Consider the following 15,843-nt stretch of genomic DNA (forward strand, 5'->3'; position numbering starts at 1 on the left):
CGAATGACGAACTCAAGGAGACGCCGTGTCGAACGCAATGAACCCGCTGTCACTCAGCGAGAACCAGGCAAAGCTGTTTCGCGAAACACTCGATAAAACCGCGCAGAAGGTCGCTTCCGACGAGCTGACCTTCGGCGTCGAATTCCCGCAAGTCACCGGTCCCGATGGTCAATGGGTGCGTCTGCCCGCGTCGCTCTCTGCGGGCTACGACGGCGACGCATGGAGCCACGGCAACTGGTTCTGCGGCTTCTGGGTCGGCTTGCTGCTGAGTTCGTATCTGCACACCGGCGAGGCGCGCTTTCTCGAATGGGCGCGTGCCCGCATGCTGCTCGTGCGCCAGCGCGCGCAGGATCCGAACACGCATGACATCGGCTTTATCTTCGATAGCAGCGCGGTGCCGGGGCATCACATCACCGGCGACGCGTGGTTCGCCGATATCGCGCTCGAAGCCGCGGACAAGCTGCGCGCCCGGCTCGTGACCACGCGCGGCGGCGCCTATCTCGCGTCCTGGGGGCCGATCTCCGATCCGCGCGGCCGCAGCGCCTCCGCGATCGACACGATGGCCAATCTGTCGCTGCTCTACTGGGCCGCCAATCACGCCGACGACGGCAGCTACCGGCACGCCGCGGACGCGCACGCCGAGATGACCGCGCGCGCCTTCGTGCGCGCCGACGACTCGACCTATCACGCCGTCGAATACGACGTGGAGAGCGGCGCGCGCAAACGCGGCTACACGTTCCAGGGCGCGTTCGACGAATCCGCATGGAGCCGCGGCCAGGCCTGGGCGATCTACGGATATGTGAACTCCGCGCGGGAAACCGGCAAGCGCGGCTATCTGGACCTCGCCGAGCGTCTCGCCGATTACTACCTGCGCCGCCTCGAAGGGCGTCAGGTGCCGCCGTGGGACTTCGATGCGACCGGCCGCGACGCCGAGATCAAGGACACGGCCGCCGCCGCCGTGGTGGCGTCGGCGTTGCTGGAGATGGCACGCGTGCATCCCGATGCGCACGCTGCGGGCAAATGGCAAGGCCACGGCCTCGCGATGCTCGAAGCGCTCTGCCGCGACGAATTCACACGCGACGGTCAGCACGGGCTGCTGCATAACTCGTGTTACTCGAAGCCGCACAATATCGGCGTCGACGGTGCGACCATGTTCGGCGACTTCTACTTCGTCGAGGCGCTATGCCGCGCCGTGCATCCCGGCAAGCTGCGCCCGCTCGACGACACGCGCATTGCGCTCGCCTGAGGGTGTCACGAAGCCATCGCCGGCAACGCGGCGCGCGCAATCGATAACCCGCGCGCGCCGGATTGCCGATCTGCGTGGGCAACTGCTCCTCGCATTGCAAAGCTAGCGCGCATTTTCATCGAGCACGAGAAGGTTGTCGTGAGAAAACCCGAGCGCTACCGGCTGCCCGCGCTCCGGCAGGGTCCTGTTGGGATCGTTGAAGACATCGAGCGATACGACCGCGTTGCTGACCCGCGCACGAATGCGCACCACGGCGCCGAGAAAGCTGATCTGCTCGACGGTGGCCGCGAGCGAATTCCGTCCGTTCGACGGCGGCTCCAGGATGATCGCTTCGGGGCGCAGCGCCAGCAATCGTTCCTTGCCGGCATCATCCGGCGGCAGTGGGCGCGACGTCACGAGCTCCTGACCATCGACCGCGATGCGCCCGCTTCCGGGATCGATCACGCGCCCGGCGAGAATGTTCAGCGTCCCGACGAACGATGCGACGAAGCGCGTGCGCGGAAAATTGTAGATGTCGAGCGGCGAGCCGATCTGTTCCACGCGCCCGTCGTTCATCACGACGATGCGGTCGGAGATCGACAACGCCTCTTCCTGATCGTGCGTCACGAAAATCGATGTAATGCCGAGCTCGCGCTGCAGCGCCCGAATGTCCTCGCGTAATGACACGCGGATTTTCGCGTCGAGCGCGGACAGCGGTTCGTCGAGCAACAGCACCTGCGGCTTGCTCGCGAGCGCGCGCGCCAGCGCCACGCGCTGTTGCTGTCCGCCCGACAATTGCCACGGATAACGCGCGGCGAGTTGCGGCAGCTTGATGAGTTCGAGCATCTCGGCGACGCGCGCGTCGATCTCCTTCTGCGAACGCTTCGCGACCTTCAACGCGAAGCCGATGTTCTGCGCCACCGTCATGTTCGGGAAAAGCGCATAGGCCTGAAACACCATGCCGACGGCGCGGTCGCGCGTACGCATGTGCGTGACGTTGCGTCCATTCAGACGGATCGTGCCGCGCGTGGGCGTTTCGAATCCGGCGATCATGCGCAGCACCGTCGTCTTGCCGCAACCCGACGGACCGAGAAACGTGATGAATTCGCCCTGCTCGATCGTCATGTCGAACCGATGCAGCGCGACGTTCGGCCCGAACGTTTTGTGAAGATCGTCGATTTCGAGAAATGGCATAAGTCGCGGCCTCGTCGGCTCAGGTTTTATGGCCGGCCAGTGCGCGCGCCGATCCGAACACCTGGATCAGGCCCATCGATGCCCATGTGACGACGAACGCGATGATCGCCAGCGCCGAGGGCTCGTATGCGCGATTCGCGCCGATCAGTTGCAGATAAGGTCCGAACGCCGGACGGTCCAGCAGGCTCGCGATCGTGAATTCGCCGATGACGACGGCGAACGTCAGGAACGCGCCGGACAGAATGCCCGAGCGCACGTTGGGAAAGATCACGCGGAAAAGGATCGTCGTCCAGCCGGCGCCGAGACATTCGGCGGCTTCGGTCAGCGAGCGGACGTCGACGGCGCGCATGCCCGCATCGACGGCGCGGTACATGTACGGTAACGACAGCGTGACGTAGCCGAAGACGAGCAGCAGATCGGTCGCGCGCTCGTTGCCGGTGAGCGGCAGGATGGAACTGCTGTTATAGATGCGCAGATAACCGAACACGATCACGATGGCCGGTATCACGAGCGGCAGCAAAGTGATGAACTCGACGACGGGCCGCAGCTTCGGCAGACGCAATTGCACCCAGTACGCGGTCGGCACGACGAGCAGCACGCCGATCACGATGGTGAGCAGGCCCATGAGCACCGAGTAGCCGAACGAAGCCTGAAAACGCGGATCGCCGAGAACGACGCGATACGCGTCGAAGCTGTAAGCGTCGCGGCGCATCCGCAGGCTGAATTCGAAGGTGGCGGCGAGCGGAATCACAAAATACATCGTGCCGACGATCATCGCGATCCAGGCGCCCGCGCGCGATTGCGTCTTCATGTGCGTCTTCATGCGCGTCTTCATGCGCGTCCCCTTTCGGCCCTCGCGCGCAACCAGATGTAGCCGCCGTTGGACAAGCCGGTGACCACGATCATGCCGAGCGCGAGCGCATAGCCGAGGTTCTGGTTATGCAGCACGTCGCCGCGAATCTGCGCATACAGCAGAATCGGCACGATGTTGAGCGAGCTGCCCGTCAGCGCATAGGCCGTGGCCACTGCGCCGAACGCGTTGGCGAAGAGCAGCAGCGCCGCGCCGAGCACGCTCGGCCACAGGACCGGCAAACCGACGTATCGCCAGTACTGCGCGGCCGTGCCGCCGAGACAGTCGCACGCTTCGCGCCACTCGCGTTTGAGACCGTCGAGCGCGGGCGTGATGATGAGGACCATCAACGGAATCTGGAAGTACAGGTAGGTAATGGTCAGCCCGACGAAGCTGAGGATGCTGAAGCCGGTCGAATACAGATTGACGCCGAGGTATTTGCGCGCCAGCACCGTGACGAGGCCCACGCGTCCCAACGTGCAGATGAATGCGAACGCGAGCGGCACGCCCGCGAAGTTGGACGCGACGCCCGAGAACGTCATGAGCGTCGGACGGATCCACGCCGGCAGCCGGCCATGCACCGCTGCCCAGGCGAGCAACGCGCCGAACAGCGTCCCGCCGGCGGCGGATGCCACGCTCACCTTCACGCTGATCCAGTAGGCATCGAGCACGGCGGGCTGAAACAGTTCGCGAAGATTCGCCAGCGTGAAGCGTCCCTGCGCATCCTGAAACGCGCCGATCATCAGAAAGGCGGTGGGCAACAACAGAAACAGCAGCGCGAACGCAAAGAATGGCGCGACGCCCGCATACGTGAGCCAGCCCGCGCCGCGGCTCGCGCGGGCGGGGCCGGACTGCGGCGCGGGCGCGGCCGGCGTCAGCAGATCCGGGCCCGAAGCGCCTGGCTGCGGAGATGCGCTCATTCCGGCGAACTCGCGGCTACTTCACGTTCGCGCCGACGACCTGATCCCAGCCTTTGGTGACGGCGTCCTTCGTGGCGTTTTGCTGTTCGAGCGTCGGGAACACGGCGTTGCTGTAAGCCGATGCCGGCGGCAGTTTGGCAAGCAGCGCCTGCGGCACTTTCTTCTGCGCGACCAGCTCGTTATAGCGCATCGGATGGCAGTATCCGGCCAGCCAGCCGAGTTGCCCTTCGTCGGAGTAAAGGAATTCCATCCACAATTTCGCGGCGTTCGGATGCGGTGCGTAGGCGCTGATCGCCTGCACATAGACGCCCGCGACGACGCCCGTCTTCGGCACGATCACCTGCACTTTCGGATTGCCTTTGAGCGTGTCGCGATCGGCAAGCGCGTTGTAATCCCAGCGCACGATGATCGGCGTCGTCCCCTGCGCGAGCGACGCGGCCTTGCCGATCACCGGCACGAAGTTGCCGCTCTTGTTCAGATCGGCGAAGAACTTGAGGCCCGCCTGGTCGGCCTTCGACGCGTCACCCTTCGTCTGCGAAAGGCCCGCCGCATGGACAGCCTGAATCGCCTGATTGGCCGAACGCGGGTCGCCCGCGAGCGAGACCGCGTTGCGATAGTCGGACTTGAGCAGATCGCCCCAATCGGACGGCGGCTTGTCGATCATGTCCGCGTTGACTTCGAACGCGAGCACGCCGTAGTAGTCGCCGTACCAGTAGCCTTCCGCATCCTTCGACGCAGCCGGGATCGAATCCCACGTCGACACCTTGTAAGGCTGCAACAAGCCTTCCTTCTTCGCGGACGGACCGAACGACAGGCCGACATCGATCACATCCGGCGCTTGCGGACCCTTGTTGCCCTTGTTGGCCTTGATCGCTTCGATCTCGTCGCCCGAGCCCGCATCCGGATTCAGCTCGTTGACGTGGATGCCGTACTTCTTCTGGAACGTGTCGATCAGCGCGCCGTATCCGCACCAGTCGTGCGGCAACGCGATCGTGGTCAACTGTCCTTCCTGCTTCGCGGCGGCCACGAGCGCCTCGGATGGCGCGGCCGATGCGGCGTCGATGCCGCCCGCCGCGAGTCCCGCTGCCGTGGAGATCGAAAGGAGACGGCCCGCCCAGATACGCTTCATCGTCATCGCTGTTCCCGAAAGGAAGGTAGTGCGTTGAAGAGAACCGCCGATTGCTGATGCAGGCTAGTTTCAAATCCTCAAATTTGCAAGCTGCCAAAAAAGTACAACTTTCGCTTATGACGGATGTAAGCTGAACAACAGCGTGCCAGCGCAATTCTCATTGTTGCTTCCACCATCGAGCATTCCCTATGTGGCAGAAAGACCGTCATCAGCGCATACGCGCGCTCCTGTCGATGCTCGGCCGTGTCTCGAACGAGAGGATCATGGCGGAGCTTTCCGTGTCGCGCGAAACGGTGCGCCGCGACTTGCTCGATCTGGAGCAGGCGGGTGCGCTACGGCGCGTGCATGGCGGCGCCGTCCCGTCGAGCGACGAGGCGCCCATCGCCGAACGCGCCCGCGCGAACGTGCGCGCGAAGTCGGCCATCGCGCGGGCGGCAATCGGCATCGTTCACGCCGGGCAAACCGTATTCGTCGATGCCGGAACCACGACCGCCATCCTCGCGGACGAGCTTGCGAAGCTCGCCAATCTCACCATCGTCACGAATTCGGTCGATGTCGCGCTGCGGTTGCGCGGCACATCGGGACCGCATGAGCGCGTGCGCGCGATGAACGAAGTCATCCTGCTCGGCGGCATGCTCAGCGAGCGCGCGGCGGCCACGACGGGCGCGACGACCGTGCTCGACATCCGGCGATACCGCGCCGATCTGGCGATGCTCTCGCCTGTCGGCATCGATCAGCGGCACGGGGCGAGCAACTTCGATCGTGCAGAAGCCGAGATTGCCCGGGCGATGGTCGAGAATGCGGACCGCGTCGCGATCCTCGCCGATCACAGCAAGATCGGCCAGCGCAGCCGCATCACGTTTTGCGCGCCTCGCGACATCGACGTTCTCGTGACCGATCGCAAGTCCGGCGAGGCCGCGGATTTGCGCGCGCTCAAGAAGACAGTGGGCGACCTGGTGCTTGCGTGAGCTGCGTCATTCCTTGACGTGCAGCGTGTCGAGCGAGCGCTTGCGCAGACGCGTGTCATGCAGCGCGCCCGCCGCATCGAGCACGGGATACGCCGTCGAACAGAAGAGCGAGTTCAGCCGTTTCATATTGCCGATGAGATCCAGGTGCAGCGCGCTGGTTTCCACGCTGCGCGAGCTTTGTCCCGCCAGCCGGTCCAGATGCTTGTGCGAGTAGGCGCGCTCCAGATCGCGAAAGCGTTCCTTCTCGGCCAGCAACTGCTCGGCGCATCGCAGATCGTTGTTGAGAAACACCGACAATCCGAGCCGCAGGTTACTGATGAGCCGCGCATGCAGATCGTCGAGTTCGCCCAGGCCCTGTTCCGAGAACGCGAGCCGTTGCGAGATTTTCTTCTCTTCGATATCACTGACGATTCGCTCGATGATGTCTCCCGCATGCTCGAGATTGATCGTCAGCGAAATGATGTCCGTCCAGCGACGGCTTTCCGCCTCGTCGAGCTGCTCGCGGGAGATCAGCGTCAGATAGCTTTTCACTTCCGCGTAGAGCTGGTCGACGTCGTCGTCCATGCGCATGGTTTCGCGGGCGACGGCGAGATCATTGCGTCTCAGCAGATCGGCGACGTTATCGAGCATGACGCGCACGATGTCGCCGATGCGAAGCACTTCACGCGAAGCATTCGCCAGCGCGAGGCTCGGCGTCACGAGGCCTGCCGGATCCAGGTACAGCGGGCGCAACTCGCCGGTCGCGACCGTGCGATCCGGCAGCAAACGCCGGCTGATCGCAGCGACCCGTTCGACGAGGGCGAGACACGCGCAGCAGCGCACGGTGTTGTAGATCACATGGAAACCGACTACGGCTTCGCGCGGATTGGCGATCAGAACCGGCAATCCGCGTGCGAGCAGCGATGCGAAAGGCAGAATGATGATCGCGCCGGCCAGTTTGAATGCGAAGCTGCCAGCGGAAAGACGCCGTGCTGCCGCGTTCTGCGGCAGCGCGTTCAAGAGCGCCAGGAGCCCGCTGCCCAGATTCGCGCCGACGACGAGGCACAAGGCGACCTTCAGCGAGATGACGCCCGACGACGCCAGTGTCGCCGTCAACAGGACTGCGGCGAGGCTCGAATACGAGAGCATCGCGAAGCCCGCGCCCACGAGCGCGTCGAGCATCGTGTCGCCTGTGAGCGCGCCGAACATGACCCTGACGCCGGCGCCCTGCATCATCGGCTGAGCCGCTTCGACGATGAGATGCAGCGCCAGCAGAATCAATCCGAGTCCGATGATGGTTCGGCCCACCTGCCCCGCCCGCGTCTGCTTGCGGGTCAGGAAAAGCGGCACGCCGAACAGGATCAGGATCGGCGAAAGCCATGACAGGTCGAGCGTCAGCACTCGCGCCATCAACGCGGTGCCGACATCCGCGCCGAGCAGAACCGTTAGCCCGGCCGCGAGCGGCACCAGTCCCTGCGCGGCGAACGATGTAATGATGACGGCTGTGGCGTTGCTACTCTGCACGAGGCTCGTCACGCCGATGCCCGCCAGAAATGCGCGCGTCTTGCTGCCGGTGCTACGGCCCAAAATGGCGCGGAGATCGGCGCCGAGCACGCGGAGAATGCCGGTGCGAACGATATGAGAGCCCCAAACCAGGAGGGCGACGCCAGAGAGCAGATTGAGAAGAACCAGCACGGCGAATCGATTTCCCTTTGAATGGACGTGACGCTGACGCCAGGCTGTCGAAAATTGGATTGTGACAATAGTGTTACACAGTTCCCACGGCAATTGAGTGAAGTCAATCTTCCATGCAATGCGGCGTTGCGTGCATGCCGCACCTCGCGCATCCGCTTGAAACCAGCGTCTCGCGGGTTTCGCGTCCGCGGCTAGAATCGGCGCTGGCGCATGGAGACCTCGATGGGATACCTGATCGTATTGAGCGTGGGTTGGATGGCGGGTGTTTTGAGCGGCGTGATCGGCACCGGCTCGTCGATGCTGTTGATGCCCGTGCTCGTGCTCATCTACGGCCCGCAGCAGGCCGTTCCGATCATGGCCATCGCCGCGATCATGGGCAATCTCGGCAAGGTCCTGTCCTGGTGGCGCGAGATCGACTGGAAAGCTTCCATTGCCTATGGCGCGACAGCCGCGCCCGGCGCGATATTAGGGGTTCACACGCTGCTTGCGCTCCCGCCGCACGCGGTCGAGCTCGCGCTTGGTCTCTTCTTTATCGCGATGGTGCCCACGCGCCGATGGCTCGCCCGCCGGGCCATGCGCCTCTCGCTCTTCCAGCTCGCGCTGATTGGCGCACCGGTCGGCTTCCTGACGGGCATCGTCGTTTCGACCGGACCGATCACCGTGCCGGTTTTCATGAACTACGGCCTTGTGAAGGGCGCGTTTCTCGCGACCGAAGCTACCGGTTCGCTGATCGTCTACGGTGCGAAAGTCGCGGCCTTTCAGCAGTTCGGCGCCCTGCCCGCTCAAGTAGTCGCTCAAGGGTTGATTACCGGCGCGGCGATCATGGCAGGCACGTTTTGCGCGCGCGGGATCGTCGCGCGCATGTCCGCTAACACCTTCCGGTTCATCGTCGATGCGCTGATGGTGTCGTCGGGTGTGTCATTGCTATGGGCCGCAGTCCGCTGAAGTGAAGTGCGTCGCGGTGAACCAGCGCCTGCGCCCGATGCAAATCCCATCGCATTCCCGCAAGTCATACGTCTCTCGTGCTCTGCTCCACTGACCCACGCTTCCCTCCCGCCGCGAAGTGACGCCCCGAGCAGGCGGATCCATCGATCAGGCGGCGTCTGAATCACTCGCATTTACGCGCCGATTCAAAACTTGCGCGCGGCACAGCGCTTGCGCATCAGTGCCGCGCGCATCGACGCCGCAACTCTTCCTGGAGACATCATGAAACTGCTTACTACTCAAGAAGGCCTGCCGCGCCTGTCGTGGGGTTCGATCATCGCGGGCGTCATCCTTTCGATGATCGTCTATCTCATCATGAGCGTGCTCGGCACGGCGATCGGCGCATCGCTCCTGTCGCCGTTGTCGAAGCCCGATACGTTGCACGGCTTCGGTTTCGGCTCGGGCGTATGGGTAATCGTCACGACCGTGCTCGCGGTTTTCGTCGGCTCCTATTACGCCGGACGCTGCGCGCCCGTCCTCGGATGGCTCCACGGTCTGCTGTCATGGGCGGTGATGACGCTGCTCGTCGTGTTCGGCATGACCTCGCTGATTACGGGCGCGGTGAGCACGGCCGGCAGCATCGTCGCAACCACCGCGCAAGTCGGCGCACAAGCCGGCGCGACCGCCGCGAATCAGGCGGGCGGGAACAATCAGCTCATCGACTCCGCGAAGCAGCAAGTGCAGGCGGCGATGGCATCGGCGGCGTCGGCTGCATCCTCTCCGGATGCCGAACAGAACGCGCGCCGGGCCGCCGACACCGCCGCGCGTGGCGTCGCTCGCGCAAGCTGGTTCTCGTTCGCGGCGCTCGTCGTCGGCGCGATCATCGCGATCGTTTCGGGCGGCGCGGGCTTTCGTCATCAGCCGCCGGTCGAGGAAGGCGGCGGCTCCGCGCTGGATCGCAAGAACGCGGCCCCTCGCAATCGCACCGTGCAGGCAGGCGCCCGCCTTTGAGCGCGCCCGGCCGACGACCTGACCACGCTTCAACGGAGACGCCGATGAGCGCCGATGACAAGCCCACGACCCCGAACGCGACGAACGCGGACTCGTCCGGCACGTCCGACGCGCTCCGGCTTTCCGCCGTGCAGGAAGAATTGTCCGTCGACGTGAAGCGGACGGAGACCGGCGCCGTGCGCGTTCGCAAGGTGGTGCATGAAGAGATGCAGCCGGTCACCATGCGCCTGAGCGCCGAAAAGGTGGAAGTCAGGCGCGTGGCCGTGAATCGTCCGGTCGAGGAACGTGCCGAGCCGCGTCGCGAAGGCGACACGCTCATCATTCCTGTGTACGAATACGTGCCGGTCGTTCGCATGCAGCTCACGTTGAAAGAAGAGGTGCATGTGACGACGCGAGAGACGCAACAGGACGTCGTCCACCAGGTTCTTCTGAACTCCGAAGAATTGGTGGTCGAACGCCGCGAAGGCACGAGCGGCAAGTGGAAGCCCGATCCGGATGCCGGCTAGATTCACCCGCACCCGAGGCGGGAACGGCCGTTGCGCATATGGACCGGCGCACCTCTCGATACCCGAATCACTCTCACGGAGATAATGCAATGAGCCAGACCATCATCGGTGTATTCAATACGCTTCAGGACGCGGAACTTGCTCAGACGCGCCTCGAAACGGAAGGCGTCGCCCGCACGAATATGAACGTGCATGCGAACGATATGAGCGCGTCCGCGTCCGTGTCCGGCGATGCCACCGACCGTCCCGCCGGCGAGCATCACGAAGGCGCGATGGCGCGCATCGAGCACTTCTTCAAGAACCTGTTCGGCGATCACGATCAGCCCGAGGAAATCGGCCACTATCACGAAGCGGTCCGTCGCGGCGGCGCGCTCTTGACGGTGGATGTGATCGACGAATCGTCGATCGAACGCGTGCGCGACGCGCTCTATGCAGCCGGCGCCATCGACATCGACACGCGCGTCGAGCAATGGCGCAGCACGGGCTATAGCGGCTATGACCGCAATGCGCCGGCTTATACGGCCGATGAGATCGCCGCTGAACGGCAGGCCTTTCCCGTCGTGAAGGAATCCGTCGAAGTCGGCAAGCGCGAAGTGCAGACGGGCGGCGTGCGCGTCTATTCGCGGGTGACCGAAACGCCGGTGAGCGAATCGGTGAATCTGCGTGAAGAACACGCGAACATCGAGCGTCGGCCGGTGGATCGTCCGGCGACGGTGGCGGATCTGAAGGAGGGCTTCGTCGAGATCAGGGAAACGGCCGAGCAGCCCGTCGTGGCGAAGACGGCGCGCGTGGTCGAGGAAGTGGTCGTCGGCAAGGAAGAAACGAACCGCACCGAAACCATTCACGACACGGTGCGCGGTACCGAAGTGGAAGTCGAGCGGACGGCAGGCAACCGGGACGTAGCCGACGGCGCGGTTCCGCCGGCGAAAAAGACGCCGCTGTAACGCGTAGTGAGAACGGCCGCTCCCTGTGGAGCGGCTGATTCCGCACGTCTGCGTCCGCTACATTCCCGTTCGCTCAGTCGACGAAAGGCAGCTTGCGGTCGCGCGCTTCCGTCAGCATGGAAACGGTGATCTTGCGCACTTCCAGCTTGCTTTGCGTGATATGCGCGCGCAGCAGCATCGCCGCTTCGCCGCACTTGCCGCGATCGATGAAGCGCAGCATTTTCGCGTGCTCGTCGTAAGTTGCGCTAGTGCGATGCGGCTTCAAGAAATCCAGCCGCCGCACGATGCGGATGCGCTCCGTCACTTCGTTATGCACGCGCAGCATCTCGCCGTTGCCGCTTGCGCGCACGAGTCCGCGGTGAAAGTCCTCGTCCAGGCGAAACATCGCGACGGGATCGCTTTCCTGCGCATCGGGCGAAACGCACCACACCGACTTGAGCGCATCCACTTCCGGATGCGGTGGCGCGCTGCTCGCGAGTTTGTCGAGCGATGCGGTCTCCAGCACGATTCGCAAGTCATACAACTGATCGAGCTGCGCGAAGTTGATCTCCGACACCTTCCAGCCACGCCTGAAACCGACTTCGAGATAGCCTTCGCGCAGCAGGCGGAACAGCGCGTCGCGCATCGGCGTACGCGACACCCCGTAGTATTGCGCGATGTCGGTCTCCGAGAAGCGGTCGCCGGGAAACAGGCGAAAGCTGAAGATGTCCTGCTTCAACTGCTGATAAACCTGCTCGGCAAGCGGATTGGCGCTCTGAATGGCGCGCACGGCACTGCGCTCCGTGAGTTTGGGCGAGTTGATTCGATGTCTCCGTGTAATGCCTCTTCAGGGCGTTTCGATCAGGCTCACGTGCGCCGCGACGATGGTCCACTCCGCGAACGCATTCGATGCATGGCCGATGCGCGCCCACGTCTGCATCTGACGTCCGAGCAAAGGCGTGGCATCGCTCGTGAATTCGGTGCTGACCGAAGCGTAATCCGTGCCGAAAGTCGTCACCACCGTTCGATGCAAACGCCGCGAACGCGGCACCGGCGCGCACGTCTCGCGCCAGCGGCGAATTTCATCGCCGCCATGCTGCACTTCGGCGATGCCGTATCGTACCGTTTCCGGCGCGTGCCAGAAGAGCGCGTTCATGGTAGCCACATCGTTATCGACGAGCGCCTTCTCATAGGCGATGAACGCGCGCTCGACTTCAGCCACCGTTTCCGGACGATTCAGTTCCATCAATTCTCCAGCACATCGGCGAGCGTGGCCGTCCATCCGACGATGCCGCCCTGCGAGCGAATCATCTCGATGGTCGCAGTCTTGAACGACGGTATGTAGCTCGCCGTCGCGTCTTCTATCAGCACGCATTCGTAGCCGCGATCGTTCGCTTCGCGCATGCTCGTCTGCACGCATACTTCGGTCGTGACGCCTGCGAACACGAGATGCGTGATGCCGCATCGCGCAAGCTCTTCGCCGAGGCGCGTTGCGTAAAAGGCGCCTTTGCCGGGCTTGTCGATGACGATCTCGCCCGTAATGGGCGCGACCGCATCGACGATGGCGTTGCCCGGTTCGCCGCGAACGAGAATGCGGCCCATCGGTCCCATATCGCCGATGCGCGCTCGTGGCGCGCCGCGCAGCCGCTTCGCATCCGGACAATCGGAGAGATCGGGCGCGTGCGATTCGCGCGTATGCACGACGAGCCAGCCGCGATCGCGCGCATGTTCGATCAGCTGCGCGACGGTCGGCACGATCGACGTCAGCAGCGACACATCGTTGCCGAGCGCTTCGCCGAAGCCGCCCGGCTCCACGAAGTCGCGCTGCATGTCGATGACGATCAACGCCGTATGCGCTACTTCGAACGTGAACGGAGACGGCCGGGCGCGGGTCAGGGTAGGCATGGCGTCAGCCCTCGTATCGGCGTTCGGGTTTCGAAAAACCGCATGACGTCCCGTCTTTCACGACGACTTCGTCCTCCCACGTCAGACGATATTCGCCACGCACCATGTCCTGCATGAACGTGTACGGACAATCCTGCGCGCCGCCCTTCACGGCGACATAGCCGCGATGTCCGAACTGATAGATGTTGTTTTCGACGCCCCAGTGAATGCGGGCTTCGCGCACGAGATCGGGGCGCATTTCACAGGTGATGATCTCATCCGGGCGATGACTGCCTTCGACCAACACCGTGCCGTCGAAATCGCAGAACATGCCTTCGCCCATCGAGTCGAACGTGCCGTCGCTGCCGCACAGACACACGCTCGCGGTCTGCGCGAGATTCTGGAATGCGTTCGACTGATTGGTGATTTGCCAGGCATGGCGAATGGGCGCGGTATAGCCCGCAGTGCGCAAGATGATTTCCGCGCCCTTGTAAGCGGCTTCGCGCGCCATCTCCGGAAACATGCCGTCATGACAGATGATGAGCGAGAGCTTCGCGCCCTTCGGCCCGATGCACACCGGCACGCCGAGATTGCCCGGCTCCCACGGCTCGACCGGCACCCACGGATGCATCTTGCGATAGTAGAGTTGCACCTCGCCCCGATCGTCGATGATGATCCCGCTGTTATAGGGATTGCCGCCTGGATTGCGCTCCATGATGGAGAAGCATCCCCAGATGCGATGCTCGATGCACGCCGCCTTGAACGCGGCCACTTCGGGACCGTCGAGCGAGCACATGATGGCATCGTTCGTATCCATCGACAGGCCGTGCAGCATGTATTCGGGAAACACGACCAGATCCATCGACGGATTGTTGCGGCGCGCCTTGCCGATCAGTTCGACGATGCGCCGTGTCTGCGCGGCCAGTTGCTCCGGGGTGGCGACAGCCGGATTCTGCAACTGCACGAGACCCACGACGATGCCTTGCGGCGACTTGTTCAATCCACCGAGACCGCTCGAACTCATTCTTCCTTGCTCCTTTATGCGTGAACGGCGAGCGGCTCTGACGCAGCGCGCGTGGCGCTTTCGACATGACCCGCCATGTGTCTTCCCAACGCGACGCGATCCGCGCCGCTCGCAGCCGTTTCGTGTACCAGCCGCCCTTCCGCGATCACCGCGATGCGATCCGCCAGTTCCAGCAGTTCATCGAGGTCTTCGCTGACGAGCAGCACTGCGGCGCCTGCATCGCGTGCGGCGAGAATGCGCGCGTGGATGTCCGCGACCGATGCGAAGTCGAGTCCGAATACGGGATTCGCGACGATCAGCACATCCACCGCTTGCCCGAGCTCGCGCGCGAGCACGGCGCGCTGCACGTTGCCGCCCGACAACGTGCCGATGGCGCGCGCCGGCACCGGCGGTTTCACGTTGAATTCGGCGATGAGACGTTCGGCGCGTCCGCGCATCGCACGGCGATCGAGACGCCAGCCGTGACGCTTCATCGGCGCACGGTCGAAGTCGCGCAAGGCGAGGTTGTCCGCGATGCTCATGTTCGCGACGCACGCATTGCGCAGCGGTTCTTCGGGGAGCGCAAATACGCGCAGCCGCGTCATCTCTTCACGCGTCGCGCGGTATGGCTCGCCATGCATGTGCATTTCACCGCTTTGCACGCGGCGCTGGCCGACGAGCGCTTCGATCAGTTCCTTCTGCCCGTTGCCCGATACGCCCGCGATGCCGAGTATCTCGCCCGACTTCACGCTGAGCGAAACATCGCGCACCGCCCGATGTCCACGATCATCGACGACGTTGAGACTGGACAGCGCGAGACGCACGGGCGAAGCCGCATCGAGCGGCTTGCGTCCGGGCTGCATTCCGGCGAGTTCGGGATCGTCCTGCTTCGCGGATTCACCGCCCATCATCCACGCGGCGAGCTTGTCGCGGCTCGTATCCGCGACCGCGCTCGTCCCGACGAGCCTGCCCTTGCGCAACACGGTCACGTCGTCGGCATACGCCATCACTTCACGGAACTTGTGCGTGATCATCAACACGGTCAGCTCGCCGCGCGTGGCGAGATCGCGCATCAGGCCGAGCACTTCGTCTGCTTCCTGCGGCGTGAGCACGGACGTGGGTTCATCGAGAATGAGGAAACGCTGCTGCAAATAAAGCTGTTTCAGAATCTCGAGCTTCTGCTTTTCTCCTGCGGCGAGACCGGCGACGGGCGCATCGAGAGGCAGACGAAAGGGCATCGAACGCATGAATGCATCGAGCGCGGCACGTTCCTTCGGCCAGTCGATCTTCCACGGCAATCGCCCGCGCGCGAGCAGCAAATTCTCTTCGACCGACAAGCCCGCCGCCAGCGTGAAATGCTGATACACCATGCCGATGCCGAGCGCCTGTGCATCGCGCGGCGACGCGATTCTCACCTGCCGCGCATCCGCGATGATCTCGCCGTGATCGAGCACGCCATAACCGACGAGCCCTTTCACGAGCGTACTCTTGCCCGCGCCGTTTTCGCCGAGCAGCGCATGCACGGTGCCCGCGCGCACTTTGAGCGTCACGTCGTCGAGCGCGGTGAAAGCGCCGAAACGCTTCGTCGCGCCGAGCACTTCCACGCTCATCGCTTTGGTCGGTGCGTTCATG

At 63.8% G+C, this 15,843-nt stretch carries 16 protein-coding genes; 6 read left to right on the forward strand and 10 right to left on the reverse strand.

Going from position 1 to position 15,843, the window contains the following annotated elements; genetic code table 11:
• Window positions 1–25: 25 nt before the first annotated feature.
• A complete protein-coding gene (locus QCE49_RS16510) occupies window positions 26–1,246 on the forward strand; it encodes a glycoside hydrolase family 88 protein (RefSeq protein WP_250456928.1) in 1,221 nt (406 codons plus the stop codon).
• Window positions 1,247–1,348: 102 nt separating this feature from the next.
• Here QCE49_RS16510 and QCE49_RS16515 read toward each other — a convergent pair whose 3' ends face one another.
• Genes QCE49_RS16515 through QCE49_RS16530 form a run of 4 tightly spaced genes read right to left on the reverse strand, consistent with a single transcriptional unit; the run spans window position 1,349 to window position 5,324 of the window.
• Window positions 1,349–2,419 carry an ABC transporter ATP-binding protein gene (locus tag QCE49_RS16515; RefSeq protein ID WP_008346656.1) on the reverse strand — a complete coding sequence of 357 codons (1,071 nt, stop codon included), beginning with the start codon at window positions 2,417–2,419 and terminating at the stop codon, window positions 1,349–1,351.
• A 19-nt stretch (window positions 2,420–2,438) separates the two neighbouring features.
• Complete coding sequence (locus QCE49_RS16520; RefSeq protein ID WP_250441451.1) at window positions 2,439–3,230, reverse strand: ABC transporter permease; 792 nt, start codon at window positions 3,228–3,230, stop codon at window positions 2,439–2,441.
• A gap of 20 nt (window positions 3,231–3,250) precedes the next feature.
• Window positions 3,251–4,189, reverse strand: coding sequence for an ABC transporter permease subunit (locus QCE49_RS16525; protein ID WP_175981666.1), 939 nt, complete (start codon window positions 4,187–4,189; stop codon window positions 3,251–3,253).
• Window positions 4,190–4,205: 16 nt separating this feature from the next.
• A complete protein-coding gene (locus QCE49_RS16530) occupies window positions 4,206–5,324 on the reverse strand; it encodes an ABC transporter substrate-binding protein (RefSeq protein ID WP_175981664.1) in 1,119 nt (372 codons plus the stop codon).
• Between the two features lie 182 nt (window positions 5,325–5,506).
• On the opposite strand from QCE49_RS16530, the gene QCE49_RS16535 reads away from it, so the two are divergent.
• Window positions 5,507–6,286 carry a DeoR/GlpR family DNA-binding transcription regulator gene (locus tag QCE49_RS16535; protein ID WP_008346661.1) on the forward strand — a complete coding sequence of 260 codons (780 nt, stop codon included), beginning with the start codon at window positions 5,507–5,509 and terminating at the stop codon, window positions 6,284–6,286.
• A gap of 6 nt (window positions 6,287–6,292) precedes the next feature.
• On the opposite strand, the gene QCE49_RS16540 is transcribed toward QCE49_RS16535, so the two are convergent.
• The gene (locus tag QCE49_RS16540) at window positions 6,293–7,960 is read right to left on the reverse strand and encodes a Na/Pi cotransporter family protein (RefSeq protein WP_008346662.1); all 1,668 of its coding nucleotides are present in this window, start codon (window positions 7,958–7,960) and stop codon (window positions 6,293–6,295) included.
• A gap of 222 nt (window positions 7,961–8,182) precedes the next feature.
• Between QCE49_RS16540 and QCE49_RS16545 the strand changes: the two genes are divergently transcribed.
• The 4 genes from QCE49_RS16545 (at window position 8,183) to QCE49_RS16560 (ending at window position 11,345) form a co-directional block, all read left to right on the forward strand.
• Window positions 8,183–8,905 carry a sulfite exporter TauE/SafE family protein gene (locus QCE49_RS16545; protein WP_008346663.1) on the forward strand — a complete coding sequence of 241 codons (723 nt, stop codon included), beginning with the start codon at window positions 8,183–8,185 and terminating at the stop codon, window positions 8,903–8,905.
• A 261-nt stretch (window positions 8,906–9,166) separates the two neighbouring features.
• Window positions 9,167–9,895, forward strand: a complete 729-nt coding sequence (locus QCE49_RS16550; RefSeq protein WP_250456930.1) for a YrzE family protein — start codon at window positions 9,167–9,169, stop codon at window positions 9,893–9,895.
• A 44-nt stretch (window positions 9,896–9,939) separates the two neighbouring features.
• Entirely contained in the window at window positions 9,940–10,401 is a 462-nt protein-coding gene (locus tag QCE49_RS16555) for a YsnF/AvaK domain-containing protein (RefSeq protein ID WP_250456931.1), read from the forward strand.
• Between the two features lie 89 nt (window positions 10,402–10,490).
• Complete coding sequence (locus tag QCE49_RS16560; RefSeq protein ID WP_250437263.1) at window positions 10,491–11,345, forward strand: YsnF/AvaK domain-containing protein; 855 nt, start codon at window positions 10,491–10,493, stop codon at window positions 11,343–11,345.
• 73 nt (window positions 11,346–11,418) lie between these two features.
• On the opposite strand, the gene QCE49_RS16565 is transcribed toward QCE49_RS16560, so the two are convergent.
• From QCE49_RS16565 to QCE49_RS16585, 5 genes are read right to left on the reverse strand one after another with little or no spacing between them, the layout of a single operon-like run.
• Window positions 11,419–12,114 (reverse strand): GntR family transcriptional regulator, encoded by a 696-nt coding sequence (locus QCE49_RS16565; protein ID WP_008346667.1) that lies wholly within the window; start codon window positions 12,112–12,114, stop codon window positions 11,419–11,421.
• Between the two features lie 57 nt (window positions 12,115–12,171).
• Complete coding sequence (gene hpxZ / locus QCE49_RS16570) at window positions 12,172–12,570, reverse strand: oxalurate catabolism protein HpxZ (RefSeq protein WP_250456932.1); 399 nt, start codon at window positions 12,568–12,570, stop codon at window positions 12,172–12,174.
• Window positions 12,570–13,229, reverse strand: a complete 660-nt coding sequence (locus tag QCE49_RS16575; RefSeq protein ID WP_250456933.1) for a cysteine hydrolase family protein — start codon at window positions 13,227–13,229, stop codon at window positions 12,570–12,572. The genes hpxZ and QCE49_RS16575 overlap by 1 nt, the downstream gene beginning before the upstream one ends.
• Before the next feature lie 4 nt (window positions 13,230–13,233).
• Window positions 13,234–14,232: a formamidase gene (locus tag QCE49_RS16580; RefSeq protein ID WP_250456934.1), complete on the reverse strand. Its 999-nt coding sequence runs from the start codon at window positions 14,230–14,232 to the stop codon at window positions 13,234–13,236.
• A 14-nt stretch (window positions 14,233–14,246) separates the two neighbouring features.
• Complete coding sequence (locus QCE49_RS16585; RefSeq protein WP_250456935.1) at window positions 14,247–15,842, reverse strand: ABC transporter ATP-binding protein; 1,596 nt, start codon at window positions 15,840–15,842, stop codon at window positions 14,247–14,249.
• Window position 15,843 lies beyond the last annotated feature (1 nt).

Source organism: Caballeronia sp. LZ008, from assembly GCF_031451435.1.
GTDB classification, from domain to species: Bacteria; Pseudomonadota; Gammaproteobacteria; order Burkholderiales; family Burkholderiaceae; genus Caballeronia; species Caballeronia zhejiangensis.

What these genes read in the sequence shown, in the direction of transcription:
- QCE49_RS16530 (WP_175981664.1), bottom strand. Translation starts at nt 5,324, where the DNA reads ATGACGATGAAGCGTATCTGGGCGGGCCGTCTCCTTTCGATCTCCACG.
- QCE49_RS16580 (WP_250456934.1), bottom strand. Translation starts at nt 14,232, where the DNA reads ATGAGTTCGAGCGGTCTCGGTGGATTGAACAAGTCGCCGCAAGGCATC.
- QCE49_RS16550 (WP_250456930.1), top strand. Translation starts at nt 9,167, where the DNA reads ATGAAACTGCTTACTACTCAAGAAGGCCTGCCGCGCCTGTCGTGGGGT.
- QCE49_RS16545 (WP_008346663.1), top strand. Translation starts at nt 8,183, where the DNA reads ATGGGATACCTGATCGTATTGAGCGTGGGTTGGATGGCGGGTGTTTTG.
- QCE49_RS16555 (WP_250456931.1), top strand. Translation starts at nt 9,940, where the DNA reads ATGAGCGCCGATGACAAGCCCACGACCCCGAACGCGACGAACGCGGAC.
- QCE49_RS16585 (WP_250456935.1), bottom strand. Translation starts at nt 15,842, where the DNA reads ATGAACGCACCGACCAAAGCGATGAGCGTGGAAGTGCTCGGCGCGACG.
- hpxZ (WP_250456932.1), bottom strand. Translation starts at nt 12,570, where the DNA reads ATGGAACTGAATCGTCCGGAAACGGTGGCTGAAGTCGAGCGCGCGTTC.
- QCE49_RS16525 (WP_175981666.1), bottom strand. Translation starts at nt 4,189, where the DNA reads ATGAGCGCATCTCCGCAGCCAGGCGCTTCGGGCCCGGATCTGCTGACG.
- QCE49_RS16560 (WP_250437263.1), top strand. Translation starts at nt 10,491, where the DNA reads ATGAGCCAGACCATCATCGGTGTATTCAATACGCTTCAGGACGCGGAA.
- QCE49_RS16515 (WP_008346656.1), bottom strand. Translation starts at nt 2,419, where the DNA reads ATGCCATTTCTCGAAATCGACGATCTTCACAAAACGTTCGGGCCGAAC.
- QCE49_RS16520 (WP_250441451.1), bottom strand. Translation starts at nt 3,230, where the DNA reads ATGAAGACGCAATCGCGCGCGGGCGCCTGGATCGCGATGATCGTCGGC.
- QCE49_RS16535 (WP_008346661.1), top strand. Translation starts at nt 5,507, where the DNA reads ATGTGGCAGAAAGACCGTCATCAGCGCATACGCGCGCTCCTGTCGATG.
- QCE49_RS16575 (WP_250456933.1), bottom strand. Translation starts at nt 13,229, where the DNA reads ATGCCTACCCTGACCCGCGCCCGGCCGTCTCCGTTCACGTTCGAAGTA.